General features: G+C 53.3%; 18 protein-coding genes and 2 tRNA genes. 10 read left to right on the top strand and 10 right to left on the bottom strand.

Features of this window, described 5'->3' with window-relative positions; genetic code table 11:
- Positions 1–90 precede the first annotated feature (90 nt).
- A tRNA-Glu gene (locus V9K95_RS20560) sits at positions 91–165 on the top strand.
- 113 nt (positions 166–278) lie between these two features.
- Here the strand turns inward: V9K95_RS20560 and V9K95_RS20555 are convergent.
- On the bottom strand, positions 279–455 hold the full coding sequence (locus V9K95_RS20555) for a hypothetical protein (RefSeq protein ID WP_307284627.1): 177 nt from the start codon (positions 453–455) through the stop codon (positions 279–281).
- Between the two features lie 503 nt (positions 456–958).
- Between V9K95_RS20555 and sfsA the strand changes: the two genes are divergently transcribed.
- From sfsA to radC, 3 genes are read left to right on the top strand one after another with little or no spacing between them, the layout of a single operon-like run.
- A complete protein-coding gene (gene sfsA / locus V9K95_RS20550) occupies positions 959–1,660 on the top strand; it encodes a DNA/RNA nuclease SfsA (protein WP_115055325.1) in 702 nt (233 codons plus the stop codon).
- 18 nt (positions 1,661–1,678) lie between these two features.
- A complete protein-coding gene (gene map / locus V9K95_RS20545) occupies positions 1,679–2,509 on the top strand; it encodes a type I methionyl aminopeptidase (RefSeq protein WP_115055327.1) in 831 nt (276 codons plus the stop codon).
- Between the two features lie 11 nt (positions 2,510–2,520).
- Positions 2,521–3,324 carry a RadC family protein gene (gene radC, locus V9K95_RS20540; RefSeq protein ID WP_307284622.1) on the top strand — a complete coding sequence of 268 codons (804 nt, stop codon included), beginning with the start codon at positions 2,521–2,523 and terminating at the stop codon, positions 3,322–3,324.
- Here radC and V9K95_RS20535 read toward each other — a convergent pair.
- Positions 3,321–4,010 (bottom strand): class I SAM-dependent methyltransferase, encoded by a 690-nt coding sequence (locus V9K95_RS20535; RefSeq protein WP_336441832.1) that lies wholly within the window; start codon positions 4,008–4,010, stop codon positions 3,321–3,323. The two genes, radC and V9K95_RS20535, sit on opposite strands and share 4 nt — an antisense overlap.
- Positions 4,011–4,129: 119 nt before the next feature.
- Positions 4,130–5,554, bottom strand: coding sequence for a trigger factor (gene tig, locus V9K95_RS20530; RefSeq protein WP_307284617.1), 1,425 nt, complete (start codon positions 5,552–5,554; stop codon positions 4,130–4,132).
- A gap of 572 nt (positions 5,555–6,126) precedes the next feature.
- Between tig and V9K95_RS20525 the strand changes: the two genes are divergently transcribed.
- Positions 6,127–7,311, top strand: a complete 1,185-nt coding sequence (locus V9K95_RS20525) for an efflux RND transporter periplasmic adaptor subunit (RefSeq protein WP_337345122.1) — start codon at positions 6,127–6,129, stop codon at positions 7,309–7,311.
- The gene (locus tag V9K95_RS20520) at positions 7,308–10,472 is read left to right on the top strand and encodes an efflux RND transporter permease subunit (RefSeq protein WP_336441833.1); all 3,165 of its coding nucleotides are present in this window, start codon (positions 7,308–7,310) and stop codon (positions 10,470–10,472) included. The genes V9K95_RS20525 and V9K95_RS20520 overlap by 4 nt, the downstream gene beginning before the upstream one ends.
- 54 nt (positions 10,473–10,526) lie before the next feature.
- On the opposite strand, the gene V9K95_RS20515 is transcribed toward V9K95_RS20520, so the two are convergent.
- Positions 10,527–10,733 carry a hypothetical protein gene (locus V9K95_RS20515; RefSeq protein ID WP_115055340.1) on the bottom strand — a complete coding sequence of 69 codons (207 nt, stop codon included), beginning with the start codon at positions 10,731–10,733 and terminating at the stop codon, positions 10,527–10,529.
- Between the two features lie 115 nt (positions 10,734–10,848).
- Here V9K95_RS20515 and V9K95_RS20510 point away from each other — a divergent pair, with 115 nt between their 5' ends.
- On the top strand, positions 10,849–11,736 hold the full coding sequence (locus V9K95_RS20510) for a LysR substrate-binding domain-containing protein (RefSeq protein WP_307284610.1): 888 nt from the start codon (positions 10,849–10,851) through the stop codon (positions 11,734–11,736).
- Here V9K95_RS20510 and V9K95_RS20505 read toward each other — a convergent pair.
- The 4 genes from V9K95_RS20505 to V9K95_RS20490 all read right to left on the bottom strand — a co-directional run bounded on the left by V9K95_RS20505 (position 11,726) and on the right by V9K95_RS20490 (position 14,202).
- On the bottom strand, positions 11,726–12,247 hold the full coding sequence (locus V9K95_RS20505; protein ID WP_336441834.1) for a GNAT family N-acetyltransferase: 522 nt from the start codon (positions 12,245–12,247) through the stop codon (positions 11,726–11,728). The genes V9K95_RS20510 and V9K95_RS20505 overlap by 11 nt on opposite strands.
- A 73-nt stretch (positions 12,248–12,320) precedes the next feature.
- Positions 12,321–12,403 (bottom strand) — tRNA-Leu (locus tag V9K95_RS20500).
- 120 nt (positions 12,404–12,523) lie between these two features.
- A complete protein-coding gene (locus V9K95_RS20495) occupies positions 12,524–13,096 on the bottom strand; it encodes a GDYXXLXY domain-containing protein (RefSeq protein ID WP_336441835.1) in 573 nt (190 codons plus the stop codon).
- Positions 13,096–14,202, bottom strand: a complete 1,107-nt coding sequence (locus V9K95_RS20490; protein ID WP_336441836.1) for a DUF2157 domain-containing protein — start codon at positions 14,200–14,202, stop codon at positions 13,096–13,098. The genes V9K95_RS20495 and V9K95_RS20490 overlap by 1 nt, the downstream gene beginning before the upstream one ends.
- A 251-nt stretch (positions 14,203–14,453) precedes the next feature.
- Here V9K95_RS20490 and V9K95_RS20485 point away from each other — a divergent pair, with 251 nt between their 5' ends.
- Entirely contained in the window at positions 14,454–14,600 is a 147-nt protein-coding gene (locus V9K95_RS20485; protein WP_081497128.1) for a DUF1127 domain-containing protein, read from the top strand.
- Between the two features lie 150 nt (positions 14,601–14,750).
- Here the strand turns inward: V9K95_RS20485 and V9K95_RS20480 are convergent, their stop codons facing one another.
- Positions 14,751–15,317, bottom strand: coding sequence for a hypothetical protein (locus V9K95_RS20480; protein WP_336441837.1), 567 nt, complete (start codon positions 15,315–15,317; stop codon positions 14,751–14,753).
- Between the two features lie 126 nt (positions 15,318–15,443).
- Between V9K95_RS20480 and V9K95_RS20475 the strand changes: the two genes are divergently transcribed.
- Both V9K95_RS20475 and trmFO read left to right on the top strand, forming a co-directional pair.
- On the top strand, positions 15,444–16,391 hold the full coding sequence (locus V9K95_RS20475; RefSeq protein WP_115055351.1) for an aldo/keto reductase: 948 nt from the start codon (positions 15,444–15,446) through the stop codon (positions 16,389–16,391).
- A gap of 87 nt (positions 16,392–16,478) precedes the next feature.
- The gene (gene trmFO, locus V9K95_RS20470) at positions 16,479–17,888 is read left to right on the top strand and encodes a methylenetetrahydrofolate--tRNA-(uracil(54)-C(5))-methyltransferase (FADH(2)-oxidizing) TrmFO (RefSeq protein ID WP_336441922.1); all 1,410 of its coding nucleotides are present in this window, start codon (positions 16,479–16,481) and stop codon (positions 17,886–17,888) included.
- A gap of 169 nt (positions 17,889–18,057) precedes the next feature.
- On the opposite strand, the gene lpdA is transcribed toward trmFO, so the two are convergent.
- Entirely contained in the window at positions 18,058–19,455 is a 1,398-nt protein-coding gene (gene lpdA, locus V9K95_RS20465) for a dihydrolipoyl dehydrogenase (protein WP_115055352.1), read from the bottom strand.

Here is a 19,455-nt window from a genome sequence, read left to right as displayed (position 1 = left end):
AATTTCGCATAAACTGCACTTTTTCTAAAAAAGAATGCATTATGGGGTTGCGGCGGAAATACTGTTTCACTATAAGCCGCTTCACCGGAGGCGCCCATCGTCTAGCGGTTAGGACGGCGCCCTTTCACGGCGCAAACAGGGGTTCGATTCCCCTTGGGCGTACCAGTCTTTTTCCAATAAAAATCAGCACTTTGTCGGCAAAGATAATTGCCTGTGCTTTACGCATATAAAAACGGCCAGCTCTGGGTGAGCGGGCCGTTATTTCAATCTCGGATAGATTAATTCGCTGGTGCAGGTTGCGATGGAGCAGGCTCTGCTGGGGCCGGTGCTGCCGGTGGGGTTGCAGGCTCCGTAGTGGTCGCAGGCGGGGTGCCTGTGTCTGCAGGCTTGTTATCGCAGGCTGCAAGGGAGAAAGCCGCCACTGCCATCAGAGGCAGGAAAATCTTGTATTTCATCAAAGTCCTCCTAACGTTTGTCCCTCCGCGCAGCATGTGACACTCTGAAGAATTAGAACAGCCCGGTTTTTTCAAGCTTTGTCACGACATGTTAGACAAAGTTATGAGGCTGAAATGGTGAGCTGGCATATCATAAATTGTTGTCACGATTCCCATCGTGACAACAGGACTCGCATTTTACCTCCAACGAGTCCGATTCTCCCACCCCAGAGCAAACTTACCTGCCTTTCCCAAGGCAGGTTTTTTGTATGACGGTCGCCATTGTACAAACGTCATTGGAACACATTATAGGCTCGTTTTCCGCTAGGATGAATTCATGCAGGAAATCACGAGTATGAATAATAATATCAACACTACATTGAAATTTCTCGCGGCCGGATTGGCCGCTGCGACCATGGTCCTAATGGCTAACACCACTTTCGCAGATGTCATTAATGCCGTGTTGCGAAACCACTGAATTTAAACCTATCGATTTAATGACCGGCTTGCGCTAGTTCTGCCGGATGATCTTTGCTTTCCCACTTGTTACCGGCACTTTGGTGCAGCGCTATAAACGCTTTCTTGCAGACATCGTTCTGGATGATGGCAAGGCTATTACCAGTTCGGTCCCCAATACCGGGTCCATGTTGGGTTTGACCGATCCGGGAATAAAGGTCTGGCTTTCCCATAGTGACGATCTGAAGCGAAAATACCCGCACACGCTGCAAATGGTTGAAGTCTCCGGGCACATAGTTGGAATCAATACCGGCCTGCCCAACCGCATTGCAGAAGAAGCGATTATTGCCGGATTAATCCCGTCGCTTGCTGGTTATGCCGCTCTTAAGCGCGAACAACGTTATGGTGCCAATTCACGCATCGATATATTGCTCACCGACCCGAACCGTCCAACCGCCTATGTCGAAGTGAAGAACGTACACTTTTCGCGTACGCCCGGCTTGGCCGAATTTCCCGATTCTCCCACCGCTCGCGGCGCAAAACATCTGGACGAGCTTGGCAACATGGTGGAAACTGGCCATCGTGGCGTGATGCTCTATGTGATTCAGCGAGGAGATTGCGATCAATTGAGGATATGCGGCGATTTGGACCCGGTTTACGCGGCGGCTTTTGAGCGGGCGATGCGGCGCGGGGTTGAAGCTTACGCTGTAAAATGCCACATCACGCCTGCAGGTATCGCTGCAGTCAGCACAATGCCTATTATAGATTAACGCCAACCGGTCAGTTCAATGGTTACCTATCTCGACGCACAAAGCGCGCCCTTGAAAAATACAGGGCAAATTCGGCTTCATGGCCCCGAAGGCTTCGAAGCGATGCGTAAGGCTTGTCAGTTAACGGCACGCTGTCTGGATGAACTCGCCTCGATCGTAGCTCCGGGCGTTACAACCAACACAATTGATCGCTTCGTGTTCGAGTTTGGTGCCGATCAAGGTGCCCTGCCCGCAACGTTGAATTATCGCGGCTACACAAAATCCAGCTGCACGTCGATCAATCATGTCGTCTGCCACGGTATTCCTGATGACAAGCCGTTGCGCGAGGGCGATATCGTCAATATCGACGTTACCTATATCGTTGACGGCTGGCATGGTGATTCCAGCCGCATGTACCCGGTTGGCGAGATCAAACGCGCCGCAGAGCGCCTTATGGAAGTAACGCATGAAAGCCTGATGCGCGGCATTGCCGCCGTTCGTCCAGGCGCACGCACCGGTGCCATCGGTGCAGCCATACAGACCTACGCTGAAGCGGAACGTTGTTCCGTCGTTCGCGACTTCTGCGGCCACGGTGTGGGGCAATTGTTCCATGACGCACCCAATATCCTGCATTACGGCACGCCGAACGAGGGTGTGGAAATGCGCGAAGGCATGATTTTTACCATTGAGCCTATGATTAACCTTGGCCGTCCGCATGTGAAGGTTCTTGCTGATGGTTGGACCGCTGTTACCCGCGACCGGTCACTGACAGCTCAATATGAGCATACTGTGGGTGTCACGAATGAAGGCTGCGAGGTTTTCACCCTGTCTCCGGCTGGCCTGTTCGCACCTGGATTAAAACTCGGATAGATGGAAGCCGTATGAGTGAAGAAAAGCCCAACCTGACCTTCTTCCTCAACGAAACTTCCGCAAAACTCTCCTCAGAACAACCTGCCGTTGATATAAACAGGACCTCGCGCAACGCACAGCCGCAGTCGGCCGAAGTCGAACCCATTCCGCACTACGTCGGACATCGCGAACGCATGAAGGAGCGGTTTCAAAGCGTCGGCCACGTCGGCTTTGCCGATTATGAAATGCTGGAAATGTTGCTCTATCGCTCCATAAGACAGGGTGACACAAAACCTTTGGCGAAGGCACTCATTGCGCGCTTCGGCTCTCTGGCAGAAGTCCTTGGGGCACCTGAGCACCTCTTGCGTGAGGTCAAGGGATGCGGTCCAGCTATTGCCTTCGACCTTAAGTTCGTCTCCGCCCTCACCCACAGGATGATCCGCAGCGAAATTCGCGATAAGATCGTGCTTGGTTCATGGGCCAAAGTCATGGATTATTGTGTCGCAGCAATGGCTTATGAGTCACGGGAACAATTTCGCGTCCTGTTTCTGGACAAGAAGAACGCCCTTATCGCTGATGAGGTCCAGCAAGTGGGCACTGTCGACCACACACCTGTTTATCCGCGTGAAGTTATAGCTCGCGCCTTACAGCTCTCTGCCAGTGCTATCATTCTTGCACACAACCATCCCTCCGGCGATCCGACACCGTCGAAAGCTGATATTGAGATGACAAAGACAATCGCCAATATCGGCACACAGATGGGTATTGTCGTGCACGATCACATCATTATCGGCAAAAGCGGGCACGCCAGCCTGAAAGGGCTTGGCCTCTTTTAGTCTGGCTTACTTTCAAACAAATAAACCGCACTTGTGTCCGTCGAAGCGACGCTGCCATTGCCAAAATCGGGCACTGAATATTTTGATAAGATGCGCAAGCGGTCGTGAGGCAGATATTCTCTTCCGGGATCACCTATGAGCACTTTGATACCCGCGGTGGTGCATCTGTCGAGATAGGAAACGACCCTTCCGGCAATATCTGACGCATAGAATAAGTCACCCACAGCAATCATATCCACCTCTGGCGGATCATCGTCGAGAATGTCCTTGCAAATTGTGTCGATGTTCACCGCATTAACCGCTGCATTCATACGGCTCGCTATAGCAGCGTAAGGATCAGTATCGACGCACACCACTGCGGTTGCTCGCGCTTTGGCAGCCGCAATTCCAACAATTCCGGAACCTGCTCCCAAATCGAGCACATGCAAGCCCGCGACCATTGCCGGATGGTCTAAAATATACCGGGCTAAAACTGTCCCGCCCGCCCAGCGATAAGCCCAGTATGGCGGATGATCATGGCCATATATGTCTTGATTTCCAAGTTTACCCAATCCGCTTGCTGGATGCGCCGTATAGAGCAGTATCTCCGCCACAGCAGGAGTGGGCAGAATATGCAAGTTCTCCAAAATGAAAGCGCGTGGATCAACCAAGGGGGCACCGAGGTGAGCCAATTTGGGTTTTTTCAATTTCAACTTTCTGGGCTGTAAATATAACTTCTAGGCTATCGCCCTGAGATGGAAAGAAAAACGGCCCCGCAATGCGGAGCCGTTTTTCTTAACTGGCGATAAGCCGCTTACCGAGAAGCTTACGCTTCGTCTTCAGTTTTCTTCTTGGCTGCCTTTTTTGGCGCTGCCTTTTTGGCAGGCTTCTTGGCTTCGCCGGACTTTTCTTCCGACTCGTCTTCAGCCATCAACTCTTCCTTGGTCACCTTCTTGTCGGTGACATTGATGCTGGCGAGCAGGTGGTCAACCACCTTCTCTTCGAAGATCGGAGCGCGAAGATTGTTGATCGCCTCCGGTGTCTTGCGGAAGAATTCATAAATCTGCTGTTCCTGACCAGGATACTGACGAACCTGATCGTAAACGGCGCGCTGCATTTCTTCTTCGGTTACTTCGATACCGGCCTTGTTGCCGATTTCCGAAAGAACGAGGCCAAGACGAACACGGCGTTCAGCAAGCTTGCGATATTCGGCGCGTGCTTCTTCTTCCGTTGTATCTTCGTCTTCAAAGGTCTTGCCAGCCTGTGCAAGGTCCTGACCGATCTGAGCCCAGATATTGTTGAACTCGGCATTGATCAGACGCTCTGGCGACTCGAACTGGTATTCGCCATCCAGCGCATCCAGAATCTGACGCTTCACTTTCTGGCGTGTGAAAGAACCGTATTGGCTCTCGATCTGCTCGCGGATAACCTGACGCAGACGGTCAGCACTTTCAATGCCGAGCTTCTTTGCGGTTTCGTCGTTGATTTCGAGTTCGCCTGGCTTTGCAACTTCCTTGACAGTGATGTCGAAGGTAGCGTCCTTGCCTGCAAGATGAGCAGCCTGGTATTCGGCCGGGAAAGTAACCTTGATCTGCTTTTCATCGCCAGCTTTTACGCCGATCAATTGATCTTCGAAGCCTGGAATGAACTGGCCGGAGCCAAGAACCAATGTTGCATCGCTATCTGCACCACCGTCGAAAGGAACATCATCGACCTTGCCGAGATAATCCATGGTAACGCGATCGCCGCTTTCAGCCTTGCCCTTCTTTGGTTCGAAGGTCTGGGCAGAGCTTGCAACACGCTTAACCTGCTCTTCGACTTCCTCATCGGAAACGTCAACGATCTCGCGGGTAATGCTGATCTTGGAAGTGTCTTTGATTTCAATCGCTGGCAGAACTTCATAATTGAGCGAGAATTCAAAATCGGCTTCGCCGGAAAGAACCTTGTCAGCTTCCTTTTCGTCTTCGGTCATGACGACTTCAGGCTGGGTAGCCGACTTTTCGTTACGATCCGAAAGAATGGTGCGCGAAGAATCGCTCAGGATTTCATTGACGACTTCAGCCATGAACGACTTGCCGTACATCTTGCGAAGGTGGCTCATTGGCACCTTGCCGGGACGGAAGCCATTGATGCGCGCCTTTGCGCTGGCACCCTGGAGGCGTTCGGAAAGCTTTGCTTCCAGATCCTTGGCCGGAACAACGACCTTGATCTCGCGCTTGAGCCCTTCATTGAGCGTTTCAGTAACCTGCATGTCCAAACCTTCACTTTTTTAACATTTGTCCCGCCGTCGCCGGCTCGTTCGCCAAATTGCGGGAGAAAAACTGTTGCCTATGTGGCTTCGGGTGCGGATGAGCAATTTTTGCTTGGCCATCCACGCTGATTCTATTGCCGTATTTCCAACTCAACTCTCGATTTATGCCACGCATTGTATCACAGACTGTGGCACAAAGTTGGATGAGAAATCGCACCTTCACCGACTGGTCGCTCCCTTTACTCGGCTCGGGTATAAAAATCAATGGCACTGCCATGCAGGCTGGCAAAATAGCATTGTTTGGTGCCGCTACAGCCTGAGATTGCAGGGTGACAAGAAAATGGAACTATGCAAATCTATTCATGTGGGGATTTTCGGATAGGTCAATTATGGCTGCACTATGTTAAAATTGTGCAGAGCCCTCTCGTAAACACTCCCCGCCAGCATTATGTGACTTCGCTCTACTCGACCTTATCGTCCGCAAAGACTGATCAAAGTTGATACCGTTTCAGCATTGCTGACACACCTTTGCGACACGCGTGGGACGTCTTACTGTCATGGAGGCCTACCCTTTGTCACGATCACTTTTAACAATAATCAAGGTTGGTTTGACAGCCGCTCTTCTGTCCTCTGGTGCTTCATTTGCCCAGGAAGCAGCGGCCCCGCCACCTCCCCCGCCGGTATCGGTCGCCAAGCCGGTCGTCCGTGATGTCGTTGACAGCGACGAATTCATTGGCCGCTTTGAACCTGTTGATGAAGTATCCATACGTTCCCGCGTCGCCGGATATCTCGACAAGATCGAATTTACCGATGGTGCGCTGGTTAAAAAAGGCGATCCGCTTTTTACAATCGACCAGCGACCTTTCGAAACCGCCCTGTCGCAGGCGCAGGCCTCGCTCGAAGTGTCAAAGACCACGCTTGTCTATGCCGAAGCGCAATTTAAGCGCACCGAGTCACTAGCTGCAAACGGCACGCTTTCCGCTTCGCAACTCGATGACAGGCGCCGCGACTTCATTTCGGCTCAGGCAAATGTCCGCGGCGCAGAGGCAGCTCTTGCCCGTGCGCAGCTTGATCTTGAATATACAAAGATAACAGCCCCCTTGAGCGGGCGCATTGATCGCCGCCTGATCTCCGTTGGCAATCTCGTTCAGCCAGACCAGACGATCCTTACGACAATCGTCTCACTCGACCCGATTGATTTTTACTTCAATGTCGATGAGCGTAACCTGCTTTCCTATGCACGCACCGCTCGTGAAAACGGCAGCACCTTGCAGGAAGGCGCCTCCGGTCTGGAAGTCACCGTCCGGCTTACCGATTCCGCCGAGCCGCCTGTAAAGGGCAAGGTTGATTTCGCGGAAAATCGTCTGGATGACCAGACAGGCACAATGCGCGTTCGCGCCCGCTTCAGCAATCCGAATTTTGTTTTGCAGCCAGGCCTGTTCGGCCGCGTCGATGTTGCCGCATCCAATACCTATAAGGGTATTTTGATCCCGGATGAAGCAATCGGCTCTGACCAAAATGAACGCATCGTCTTCACAGTCAGCGAAGATGGCACTGTAACCCCGAAGCCGGTTCGCCTTGGACCGAAGCTTCATGGCTACCGCGTGATCCGCTCCGGAATGACGGGCGATGAAACCATTGTGGTGAATGGCCTGATGCGGATTCGCCCCGGCGTAAAAGTCAAGCCGGAACTGGTGGTGCTACCACCGGAAGCTGTAACGGCTGATGCGACCAAAGCGCCGGAGGCTGCGCAATGAGATTCGCGCACTTTTTCGTCGACCGGCCGATCTTTGCGAGCGTTCTTTCGATTGTCTTGCTGATCGTCGGCGGCATAGCTTACACACAGCTGCCAGTTGCGCAGTACCCCGAAATAGCCCCGCCAACCATTGTCATCCGCACTTCCTATCCGGGCGCCGACGCTGAAACCATTGCCAACACGGTGGCGACACCAATCGAGCAGGAAATCAACGGCGTTGAGGGCATGTTGTATATGTCCTCCTATTCCACGGCCGATGGCTCCATGGCATTGACCGTGACATTTCGGCTGGGAACAGATCTCGATAAGGCGCAGGTCCTTGTACAGAACCGCGTGTCCATTGCGGAGCCGCGCCTTCCGGAAGAAGTCAGACGTCTTGGTATCACCACCACCAAAAGCTCGCCTGATCTCATGATGGTTGTGCATATTCTTTCGCCAAATGGTCGTTATGATCAGCTTTACGCCTCCAATTATGCACGCTCGCGCGTTCGCGACGTGTTGTTGCGTCTAGATGGCGTCGGCGATCTGATCATTTTCGGTGAGCGTGAATACTCGCTGCGTATCTGGCTCGACCCCGAAAAACTCTCAGCCTATGGCATGACATCAAGTGATGTCGTGCAATCGCTGCGAGATCAGAACGTGCAGGTTTCGGGCGGTTCCATTGGCGGTCCGCCAACCTCCGGTACCAATGCGTTTCAATATACTGTCACCACTGAGGGCCGCTTCAGCGATGCCCGGCAGTTCCGCTACGTCATCGTCAAGGCGACAGAAAGCGGGCGCCTCGTGCAGTTGCAGGATGTGGCGCGCATCGAACTTGGTGCCAAGGATTATGTCACCAACTCCTATCTGAACGGCAATCCGGCAGTGGCCTTGGGTATTTTCAGCCGCCCGGGCACCAATGCCCTTGCTGCTGCGGATTCAATCCGAAGCACAATGGAGGAACTCAAGAAGGATTTTCCTGACGGGCTGACCTACGATATCGTTTACAACCCCACCGAGTTCATCGCGGAATCGATCAATGAGGTGTACAAAACGATCATTGAAGCCGTCATTCTCGTGGCGCTCGTCGTCCTTGTCTTCCTGCAATCGTGGCGCACCGCGATCATACCGATTGTCGCAATTCCCGTCTCCCTTATCGGAACGCTGGCATTGCTGCTCGCCTTCGGCTTCTCGCTCAATATGCTCACATTGTTTGGATTGGTCCTTGCCATCGGCATTGTCGTCGATGACGCCATTGTGGTTGTCGAAAATGTCGAACGAAACCTTGCAGCCGGCATGACGCCCAAGGAAGCCTCGCACGTCACTATGGACGAGGTCGGCACCGCCGTTATTGCCATTTCGCTGGTGCTGATTGCAGTCTTCGTACCGACTGCTTTCATTCCCGGCATTACGGGGCAATTCTACCTGCAATTTGCGATCACAATCGCAGTGGCAACGGCAATTTCGGCTCTTAATTCACTGACGCTTTCGCCAGCGCTTGCTGCGATTGTGCTGCGGCCACACAACCACAGCGAATCGAAAAACCCGGTTGCCCGTTTTGGCCGGGCCATGGCCAATGGCTTCAATACCGGCTTTGACAAGATGGCGAATGGCTACTCTTGGGTCATTCGCCACCTCGTCAGTTCAGCCATTGGTATCACGGCCTCCCTGCTTGTCTTTGTCGGGTTGCTTGTCGCCACATGGTATATGGCAACCGCTGTTCCACGCGGCTTTATCCCGACCATGGATCAGGGGTACGCCATCGTCGTGGTACAGTTGCCTGACGGTGCGTCTCTTAATCGAACCGATGCAGTCATTGAAAAGGTTTCAAAGATCGTTCGGGACGTGCCGGGTGTAAAAAATGCCGTCGCCTTCTCTGGCTTTAACGGCGCGACTTTCACCAATGCGTCAAACTCCGGCGTAGTTTTCGCCGCCTTCGACTCCTTCGAAAATCGCCTGGAGGAAGGTCATAACGCCAACCAGATTATTGGTCAGCTTTATGGCAGTCTGCAAAGTATTCAGGAAGCCTTCATCATTGCCGTTCCTCCACCCGCCATCAGCGGTATAGGCAATTCCGGCGGCTTCAAGATGCAGCTGCTGGACCGTGACAGCTCCGACATGCGCCGCGTGCTGGCCCTGGCCTATCAGATGATGGGCGAAGCCGCACAGACACCGGGTGTAACTGGCGTTTTCACCACCTTCTCTGCCTCCAGCCCGCAATACTTCCTTGAAGTAGACCGGGACAAGGCAAGAGCGCTTAATGTGCCCATTCCAAGCATCTTCGAAACGCTTTCGACAAATCTTGGAACATCATATGTCAATGATTTCAATGCTTTCGGGCGCGTTTATCAAGTTCGTGCGCAGGCGGATCAGCAATACCGCCTCGACCGGCAGGATATTTTGAACCTGAAGGTGCGATCAGCCACGGGGGCGCTTGTTCCGCTTGGCACATTGATCGAGATCAGGGACACCACAGGCCCGTCGCTCGTGCAGCGCTACAATATGTACGTATCCGTACCGTTGCAGGGCAATGCTGCTCCGGGCGTGTCGACTGGCGCGGCTCTTGATCAAATGGAAGCGCTGGCCGCCAAAACGCTGCCACAAGGCACATCGTTCAATTGGACGGAACTTGCCTTTCAGGAACGCGCAACCGGCAATACGGCGGTGTTTATCTTCGCCCTGTCTGTCATCTTCGTGTTCCTGGCCCTTTCAGCCCAATATGAAAGTTGGGTATTGCCGCTGGCAATTATCCTGATTGTTCCACTGGCTGTCCTAGCCGCGCTGATAGGTGTGGCGTTGCGCGGGATGGACAATAATATCCTCACGCAAATCGGGCTCGTGGTTCTCATTGGTCTGGCGGCGAAAAACGCCATTCTTATTGTGGAGTTTGCCCGTCAACACGAGGAAGAAGGCGCAAACCCGGTAGAAGCAGCGATCGAAGCCAGCCGCTTGCGCCTGCGTCCGATCCTGATGACCGCCTTTGCCTTCATCTTTGGCGTTGTGCCTTTGATGATTGCAACTGGACCCGGTGCGGAAATGCGTCAGTCGCTCGGAACAGCGGTGTTCTCCGGAATGCTTGGGGTCACATTCTTCGGTCTGTTCCTGACACCGGTATTCTACGTCGTGCTCAGATCCTTCCGGCGCAAACCGAAACCTGCGGCAGAACAAGCCGCAGCGCATTAAAAATAAAAGCGCGGGGCCTTAACAGCCCCGCGCTTTTGCATTGGCTTCAATATTCTATGGGAGACGATATCGATAGGCCGGTGAAAGCATATCGCGCGTCTTATATGTGAATGCGGCACGCTCGCTTGGCGTAAGATTGATGTCGCGCAGCATATAGGCATTCAAATCCCCAGGGTCGCCTGCCGGCACTGAAGTCTGCTTGGAAAAGCCCGCCCAAAAAACCGCAAGCGAACTCAATCCGAATAATCGCAATTCGGTCATGACACTCTCCATCAAGCTATTAATTGTCCTGTTGTGTGGACAGATGTATTATCTTATTAACAGGCATACCAACGCGAATTTGATGATTAGACATCAATAGATTTAATGGCTCGACATGACGTCACTTCCTCTTGGTTCTATCCGGGTTTTTGATAGTGTTGCGCGGTTGCAGAACTTTACGAAAGCAGCCGATGAGCTCAACATGACCCAATCGGCCGTCAGCTATCAGATCAAATTGCTGGAAGATTTTGCCGGTACGCCCTTGTTTCAGCGCCGCGCACGCGGCGTTACCTTGACGCCGAAGGGCGAAGTAATAGCGCCGGTGATACGCAGGGCTTTGGCTGATATGGGCGAGACATTCCGAGCCATTCGCGAAGAACAAAATTCCGTGCTGGTTATTTCAGTCATCCATACATTTGCCAGCAATTGGCTGACGCCGCGCATTACTGATTTTCAAAACCTGCATCCCGAGGTTTCGGTGCGCTTCGATATTTCCTCCCGCTTGGTTGATTTTTCCAGTGAGGGAATCGACTGCGGCATCCGGCTCGGTCGTGGAAATTGGCCAGGCTTGACCTCACATCGGCTTTTATCGGGCGGTTTCACACCCTTGGCCAGCCCCGCCTATCTTGAACGATATGGCAGACCGCAAACACCGGCAGACCTCCTGCAATGTCATCTGATCACGCCAGACGATAATTGGTGGCCCGTCTGGTTTCGCCAAGCAGGTGTCGAAGGGCCATTGACCATGACCAAACCCGGGGTAACGATTGATACCCAGCAGATTATCGGCGGATTGGCATTGTCCGGCGGCGGCGTCGGACTGGTTTCTTCAGCTTTTTTCCAGAATGAAATAGAGTCGGGCACGCTGGTAAAGCTTTTCGATATCGAAGCCTCAACCGGCACCAATTACTATCTGGTCTATCCCGAAGCCGGGCAATTGCCCGCCAAGGTGAAGTTCTTTCGTGACTGGATCATAGACTGCTCGTGCAACACTAAGTTTTGACGATACGATCAAGCAACACGACATCACTGTCCTTGTAGATTGCACGTGAAAACTCCTTGAACCCGAGTTTTCCGGCCAGCTTTAATGAAGTGTCGTTCCAATGATCAATCATGCAAACGGTTCGCTCGGATATTTTCCGGGCATCGTACCATTGCAAGGCCGCGTACGCTGCTTCTGACGCCAGGCCTTGGCCATGGCGGGTATATTTGATCCTCCACAATGCCTCCGGAACTCCGTCGAAAGCCGGGCCATTGGCGCGATGAAACCTTGCCACCCCCGTTTCTCCGACCAGCTCCCCGGTTTGACGGTCGATGACCAGAAGCGGACCATAGCCAAAAACGTTCCAATGCCCGATCCAGCGCAGCAGCCTGTCCCAGCTTTGCTCATTGGTAAGTCCGGGCAAGACTTGAACACCCTCGCTTAGGTTGGGATCATTGATCCATATCGCCTTATAGAGTTCGAAATCCTCAATACGTTGCGGGCGCAACAAAAGGCGGCTTGTTTCAATCATGATCAGGTTTCCCCCACATGCACGCGAGTTTATCTGTCCAGTGCCTTATTCTCAATTGTGTTTGGAAAGATTGTGGTGCGGATAGAGGGACTCGAACCCCCACGGTCTCCCGCCAGAACCTAAATCTGGTGCGTCTACCAATTTCGCCATATCCGCATCCGAGGCACGTAGCCGAACCTCAAGCGCGGGTCTCTATAGCACCGTCTTTCTGAGGGTCAAAGGAAAAAGCCGGGTAATCGACACTATTATTTCAAACCCGTAATTTCCCGCCTATTTCTAATAGAGGGGTTCCTCGTAGAGAACCTTTCCATCGCTTCTTAAAGCCCGTATCTGGGCGTCTCCCTCATTCGATACAGCAATAACGACATCGATCTTTCTCTCGCGCTGCTGTTCTTCGATTGCCAGGCCCTGACCTTCCGGAACGTAATAGCGCTCAATGCCATAATCGACATGATAGGTGTTGTCCGAAGCAAAATAGGCGTAGTTTGGCGTACGTCCCCGAAGCTGCACCTCACCCGGCTTCAGGTCAGTGCGGGCCTGCCACGAAGCACTTGCAAAGTTCCAACGCTCATCTGCCCCTTTGACCAGTGTGACATAGACGTCAATGAGGCCCTTCGCCTCCGGGCGCGTGCCGGATATCTTGTCGATGCTGACATTGGAGATATCATAGGAGAGGATCACATAGTCTCCGCGCAGGAAATCCCGGGGATCAATGGGCTGGCTTAGCAGGATCACGTCTTTGCCGCTCCGCAGGATGGATGCGCGCTGCTCAACCATTGCGTATAAAGCGCCCGATTGCAGCAAGGCGACGATAATACCCAGCCAGATAATGCGCTTGCCAGTGAACATCAGGCGGCTCCTTCCGCTTGCGCAATCTTCTTTTGCAGCCGCCGCTCCATGCGCACAACAAAGGCGGCAAGCAGCAATACCAGCACGCCCGCACTCAAGAAGAAGCTCGCGGTTCCGATAAGCGTCCCTATCGTCTTGAATGCCAGATAAAGCACTTCGAGCGAAAATACGGTGTAAGACATCCATCTGACGGCAAGATTGCGATAACCGGAGAGAACCAGCCCGGCAATCGCACAGGCCAATATACCAAAGCCGATAATGACCTGATCGCTTACTTCACTATCGAAGCGATCAAACTGAAAATAGCTCAGCACCAGAAGAAGCATCAGAAACCCGTAAGCGCCGATTGCCTTGCTCCAGCCGGTGAGCCGTTGCAGCACCGCAGTCGACAGCGCATCGCCAAGAAAGAGCACCCCGCCCGCCATAGCGGCGAGCCACAATATCCAATCACCGCTCAAATCATCATAAAGGGCGAAAACATAGGCCATCAGTACCAGCGCGATAAAATGGCGGGCGATCTGCGCCTTGGTATACCAGACAAGTCCCGCACTGATGAAAAGCAATACCGGCAGAAGCCAGCTATAGGTGTGCGAGTCATTGGTATCCAAAACCATGAAAAGGTAGAGCGCAGTTATCGCCACCCCGGTTGCGACCAACACAGACGAGCGTAGCAAAAGCGCCGCAACCATTGTTCCCGCAGTCCAAAGCAAGGCGGCTTCCGTTGCATCGCCTGATAAATGATACATCTGCCCGATGAGCGCTATACCGGCTCCAAAGGTGATTGCAGCAATCAGATAGAGCGCCTGACTAAAACGATTATCGCCGAGTCTCGCCCGCCATGCGCCGCCAACATAGCCGATCCATAGCACCAGGATGATCATCACGACGCGAACAAGGCGCGGCATTACTTCCCAATTTGCCGCGACAAGCGAAATGATGGCAGCACCCAAGAGAACTGCGCCGAGCACCGCAAGAATCCCGCCAAGGCCAAAGCCGGACCGGGTTTTCTCTACGTCCTTGCGCAAAAGATCGGCTGTCACCTCGTCTATCAGACCTGCCTGCTGCCAGCGGGCAATGTGTTTTTTGATGCCGATCGAAAATGCCACGAAGTGCTCCTGAGTCGTACGGGGATTCAAATAACGCCAGCGGCAGGAAAAACGCAATTGCCACCGCATTGCCGAACTGATCGCGATTTTGACATTTGTGCGCCGCAGCAATTAAAATCGATTAATGATGCAATGCAACATATGCATAGCTGATCTGCAATCTTGTCTCTGCAAATTCTGCATGGGCTGCACTATCTTCAGTTCAACGATCAAGAGTGATCAACCGAACAACAACCGAAGTGGTGATTGAAATGAACCTTATCCGCTCTTACAGCAACTGGCGCCGTTATCGCGACACGGTTACTGAATTGAACCGTCTGTCGACCCGCGAACTTAGCGATCTGGGCATTGCCCGTTCGGACATTCCGTTCGTCGCCAAGAAGTCCGCAGTACGCTAATAGTTTGACGAATATCGCCGGGGCTTTACCTCCTCCCAAAGCCTCCCGCGATCAAAGCCCGGCACTCCTCCTCCCAGCCGGTCTTTATATAACGACACCCACCGCACCTCCTCCCGCGGTGGGTGTTGTTGTTTGTAGGATGCGCTGACATCAGCGTTGCCCGCCATAACCCCGCTCTTTCCATTCCGACAAACGCATCACATCTGGCGCCCCTCCTGCTGGTTCGTACCAGGAGTCAACGGCCCAGGATGTACCCGAGCGATCCCGCAACACTGCGGTGAAATGCGGATAGCGGCCATCGAGGAAACTCCCGCGTGAATCCCTGTTTCCCACTGTGTGGTGGCGCAACAGCCCGGCGCGCTGCAAATAGCTGAGGAAGCCGCCTGTATTGGCTGCCTCGTCGACGCAATCCATTTGGCCTCTCTCGCGCCCTTGGCCAAAATCCATTTTCGGGCGATCCCGGATACCGATTATTTGAGCGCTGCGACGCTCAAATATCTGCACAGCGCGCCGCACCGCAGCCCGTTCGGCTTGTGCCGACTTGCCTCCGCTCTTCATGATTGACGCGATTCTGCCGCGATCGGCAGGAGAAAGCGTCACACTGGTTTTGAACGTACAGCCATAGCCATGGCAAACACTGAATGTTTGCGCATTGGCGTTTGATACGCATGCCCAGGCAATGGCAGCGGGCAAAATAAGAAAGGCATATCTCATCATGAGAGAATATATCAGAAATTGCCTTTCGGCCTGTTGAAGAAATTGTGTTTGCAATGACGGGGTGGAAACCCGCATCGTCACGTCCTACATTCAAGCTCCCACCTCAATAATCCCCGGGAGTTCATCATGGAACAACGTCGTCTTGGCCGTACGGGCCTCACTATCGCTCCATTGGTCTTTGGCGGAAACGTCTTCGGCTGGACCGCCGACAAGAAAACTTCCTTCGATCTGCTTGATCGGTTCGTTGATGCGGGCCTCAACGCCATTGATACTGCGGATGCTTATTCGCGCTGGGTGCCGGGCAATGAAGGTGGCGAGTCCGAAACCATAATCGGCGAATGGATGAAAGAACGCAAATCCCGCGACAAGGTGGTGATAATCACCAAGGTTGGCTCCGATATGGGACAAGGCAAGAAGGATTTGTCTCCCGCCTACATTGCAAAGGCCGCCGAAGCCTCCTTGAAACGGCTTCAGATTGAAGAAATTGACCTTTATCTTTCGCATTGGCCGGATCCGGACACACCATATGAAGAAACCCTTGCCGCGCACGAGAAGCTGCTCAAGGCTGGCAAAATCAAATCAATGGGCTGCTCCAATCTCGACGCTGATCAATTGCGGAAATCGCTTGATGTGGCCAAGAATAAGGGGCTGCATCGCTACGATGTTTTGCAGCCGGAATATAACCTTTACGATCGCGCAAGCTATGATGGCCCACTGCGCGATCTCTGTATGGCTGAAGATATCGGCGTCATCACATATTTCAGTCTCGCGAAAGGCTTTCTGTCCGGCAAATATCGCAGCGAAGCCGATCTTGGCAAAAGCCCGCGGGGCGGCGGTGTGAAGGATTATCTCAACCCCCGTGGAAATCGTATCCTCGCAGCCCTTGATGATATATCCGCCAAGCATAAGGCAAAACAGGCCGAAGTCGCATTGGCCTGGATCATCCACCGCGATGGCGTAACTGCACCAATTGCCAGTGCAACATCGCTTGAACAGCTTGATAGTCTGATCAAGGCGGCCACTATGGAACTCAGCAAAGATGATCTGGCGACGCTTGATACTGCCAGCGCCTGATCTGCCCTAGGCGTCATGAAAGCCGTCACAATCATCTGTGACGGCTTTTTCATTGAAGCCAGCAATCAAAAAGACTATTGGTGCGCCATGTCACATAAACCCGTACACATTATTGGCGGCGGTCTCGCCGGTTCCGAAGCATCATGGCAGCTCGCAGAGGCTGGCATTCCCGTTATCCTGCACGAAATGCGTCCTGTTCGCGGCACAGATGCCCATAAAACGCAGGACCTTGCAGAGCTTGTATGCTCCAACTCCTTCCGTTCCGATGACGCCGAAACTAATGCTGTTGGCGTGCTTCATGCGGAAATGCGTCTGGCCAATTCACTCATTATTGCCTCCGCCGATGCCCATCAGGTTCCGGCCGGCAGTGCGCTTGCTGTTGATCGCGATGGTTTTGCGCAGGCAGTTACCGCGAAAATCGAAGCTCATCCACTTATCACTATCGAGCGCGAAGAAATTACCGGCCTGCCGCCAGCGGAGTGGGACAAGGTTATTATCGCCACCGGCCCGCTGACGGCGCCTTCACTTGCCGAAGCAATCGGCAATGAAACAGGGGCGGACTCCCTCGCCTTTTTTGATGCAATTGCACCGATCGTGCATTTCGATTCCATCGATATGAACACTTGCTGGTTCCAGTCGCGCTACGATAAAGTTGGCCCCGGCGGCAATGGCAAGGACTATATCAACTGCCCCATGTCAAAGGAGCAATATGACGCCTTCATTCAAGCATTGATTGCGGGCGACAAGACCGAATTCAAGGAATGGGAAGGCACGCCCTATTTCGATGGCTGCCTGCCAATCGAGGTCATGGCAGAACGCGGACCGGAGACATTGCGTCATGGACCGATGAAGCCAATGGGTCTGACCAACGCCCATAATCCGACAGTGAAAGCCTATGCGGTGGTGCAGTTGCGTCAGGACAATGCGCTTGGCACGCTCTATAATATGGTCGGTTTCCAGACCAAGCTGAAATATGGCGCGCAGACTGACATATTCCGCATGATCCCGGGCCTTGAAAATGCGGAATTTGCCCGGCTGGGTGGACTGCATCGCAACACTTACCTCAATTCACCGATTTTGCTTGATCCGACCTTGCAACTGAAATCCCGGCAAGGACTGCGGTTTGCCGGACAAATCACGGGATGCGAAGGCTACGTCGAGTCCGCCGCTATCGGACTTTTGGCCGGCCGTTTCATGATTGCCGAGCGTTTGGGTCAGCCTGTGACACCACCTCCTGCAACGACGGCTTTTGGTGCGCTTCTTGGACATATTACTGGCGGGCATATCGTATCGGATGAAGAACCCGGCAAACGTTCATTCCAGCCAATGAATGTTAATTACGGGTTATTCCCGCCGATTGAAGCGCCCGTCTCTGAGGGCAAGCGTTTGCGTGGCAAGGAAAAGACCAATGCCAAAAAACGCGCCATGAGCGCCCGCGCAATGGCAGATTGCCGTGCCTGGCTTGGCCTGCCCGCTGTCGCCGAGGCCGCTGAGTAACCCAATTTATTCAGCAGTAGCGCTTTGCGTGCTTCGACAAGCTCAGCATGAGGTGACATTGCGCCTGGCATAATAGTCTCAAAGATTGCAGGATTTAGCGTCCTGCAATCAGACCCCATTCCTCATGCTGAGCTTGTCGAAGCACGCAAATTGCTTTTGCAAAGGTGCTTTAAATATGCAGCGCGTGTCCCAGTGCTTTCAGCGCAGCTTCCTGGAAGCCCTCGCTCTGTGTTGGATGGGCGTGGATTGTCCCGGCTATATCTTCCAGGCGCGCGCCCATTTCCAAGGCCAGTGCAAACGCTGCTGACAGTTCGGAGACTCCGGTTCCAACCGCCTGAATTCCCAATACAAGATGATTGCCCGCAGCAGCAACCACACGGACAAACCCCTCCTCGCCTTCTTGTGTCATGGCGCGGCCATTGGCAGCAAATGGGAACAGACCAATTTTGACCTCGTGCCCGGCCTGCTTTGCCTCTTCTGGCGAAAGGCCGACAGTCACGATTTCCGGATCGGTAAAGCAGACAGCTGCAATGGCTCGCTTGTCCCAGCTGCGATTATGCCCGGCGACGATTTCTGCCACCATCTCGCCTTGTGCCATGGCACGATGGGCCAGCATTGGCTCGCCTGTCACATCACCGATGGCATAGACGCCCCGCATCGAGGTACGGCACTTGTCGTCAATGCGAACAAACTTTCCGTCCATGTCCAAAACAACTTCCTCAAGCCCCCAACCGGTGGTCACAGGCTTGCGGCCGACAGTTACCAGTATTTTATCCGCTGCAATCCTGTCATCCTTGCCATCAGCCGTTTCGATGAGCAGGGCATCACCCTTGGCGCTCACCCCTTTTGCTTTAACTCCGGTAAGAACTGTCACACCTAAGCTATTGAGACTCTTCACGATTGGCCGCGTCAGCTCTGCATCATATTGCGGCAGTATTTTTGCTTGCGCTTCAACAACAGTGACCTTTGATCCGAGTTTGGCATAGGCAGTGCCAAGCTCAAGGCCAATATAACCACCTCCCACAACCACCAGTTTTTCGGGCACAGTCTCAAGTGAGAGAGCTTCGGTGGATGAAATGACATTGCCGCCAAATGGCAATGAAGGCACCTCCACCGGCGCAGAGCCTGTTGCGATTACAATGTTTTCAGCACGGATGATTTGCTGGCCCGTCAGGGTTTCCACTTCGACGGTTTTTCCATCGCGGAACTTTGCCCTGCCCGTGACGATCTTCACATTGGCCTTCTTCAAAAGTCCGGCTACGCCATTGTTCAAACGGCTGACAATTCCGTCTTTCCAAGCGATGGTTTGCGTGAAATCGATTGCCGGATTGCTGACGGATATGCCTAGTGGCGTCTGATTTGCTGCAAAATGCGCAACCTTTGCAAATTCATCAGCGGCGTGAATCAACGCCTTGGAGGGTATGCAGCCGACCATCAGGCAAGTGCCGCCGACCTTGGCCGCTTCAACGATCACCGTATCAACATTCAGCTGCCCGGCACGAATAGCGCAGATATAGCCACCCGGACCGGCGCCAATGACCAGCAGTTTGCAGGAAATATCCTTCAT

It is taken from the genome of Phyllobacterium sp. CCNWLW183, from assembly GCF_037203775.1.
GTDB classification, from domain to species: Bacteria; Pseudomonadota; Alphaproteobacteria; order Rhizobiales; family Rhizobiaceae; genus Phyllobacterium; species Phyllobacterium ifriqiyense.
Note: the sequence above shows the minus strand (reverse complement) of the source record. Positions and strands in the feature narration are given on the sequence as shown.

Coding starts and splice junctions, on each gene's coding strand:
- V9K95_RS20555 (WP_307284627.1), bottom strand. CDS start 455: ATGAAATACAAGATTTTCCTGCCTCTGATGGCAGTGGCGGCTTTCTCC.
- sfsA (WP_115055325.1), top strand. CDS start 959: ATGATCTTTGCTTTCCCACTTGTTACCGGCACTTTGGTGCAGCGCTAT.
- map (WP_115055327.1), top strand. CDS start 1,679: ATGGTTACCTATCTCGACGCACAAAGCGCGCCCTTGAAAAATACAGGG.
- radC (WP_307284622.1), top strand. CDS start 2,521: ATGAGTGAAGAAAAGCCCAACCTGACCTTCTTCCTCAACGAAACTTCC.
- tig (WP_307284617.1), bottom strand. CDS start 5,554: ATGCAGGTTACTGAAACGCTCAATGAAGGGCTCAAGCGCGAGATCAAG.
- V9K95_RS20520 (WP_336441833.1), top strand. CDS start 7,308: ATGAGATTCGCGCACTTTTTCGTCGACCGGCCGATCTTTGCGAGCGTT.
- V9K95_RS20515 (WP_115055340.1), bottom strand. CDS start 10,733: ATGACCGAATTGCGATTATTCGGATTGAGTTCGCTTGCGGTTTTTTGG.
- V9K95_RS20510 (WP_307284610.1), top strand. CDS start 10,849: ATGACGTCACTTCCTCTTGGTTCTATCCGGGTTTTTGATAGTGTTGCG.
- V9K95_RS20505 (WP_336441834.1), bottom strand. CDS start 12,247: ATGATTGAAACAAGCCGCCTTTTGTTGCGCCCGCAACGTATTGAGGAT.
- V9K95_RS20495 (WP_336441835.1), bottom strand. CDS start 13,096: ATGTTCACTGGCAAGCGCATTATCTGGCTGGGTATTATCGTCGCCTTG.
- V9K95_RS20485 (WP_081497128.1), top strand. CDS start 14,454: ATGAACCTTATCCGCTCTTACAGCAACTGGCGCCGTTATCGCGACACG.
- V9K95_RS20480 (WP_336441837.1), bottom strand. CDS start 15,317: ATGATGAGATATGCCTTTCTTATTTTGCCCGCTGCCATTGCCTGGGCA.
- V9K95_RS20475 (WP_115055351.1), top strand. CDS start 15,444: ATGGAACAACGTCGTCTTGGCCGTACGGGCCTCACTATCGCTCCATTG.
- trmFO (WP_336441922.1), top strand. CDS start 16,479: ATGTCACATAAACCCGTACACATTATTGGCGGCGGTCTCGCCGGTTCC.
- lpdA (WP_115055352.1), bottom strand. CDS start 19,455: ATGAAGGATATTTCCTGCAAACTGCTGGTCATTGGCGCCGGTCCGGGT.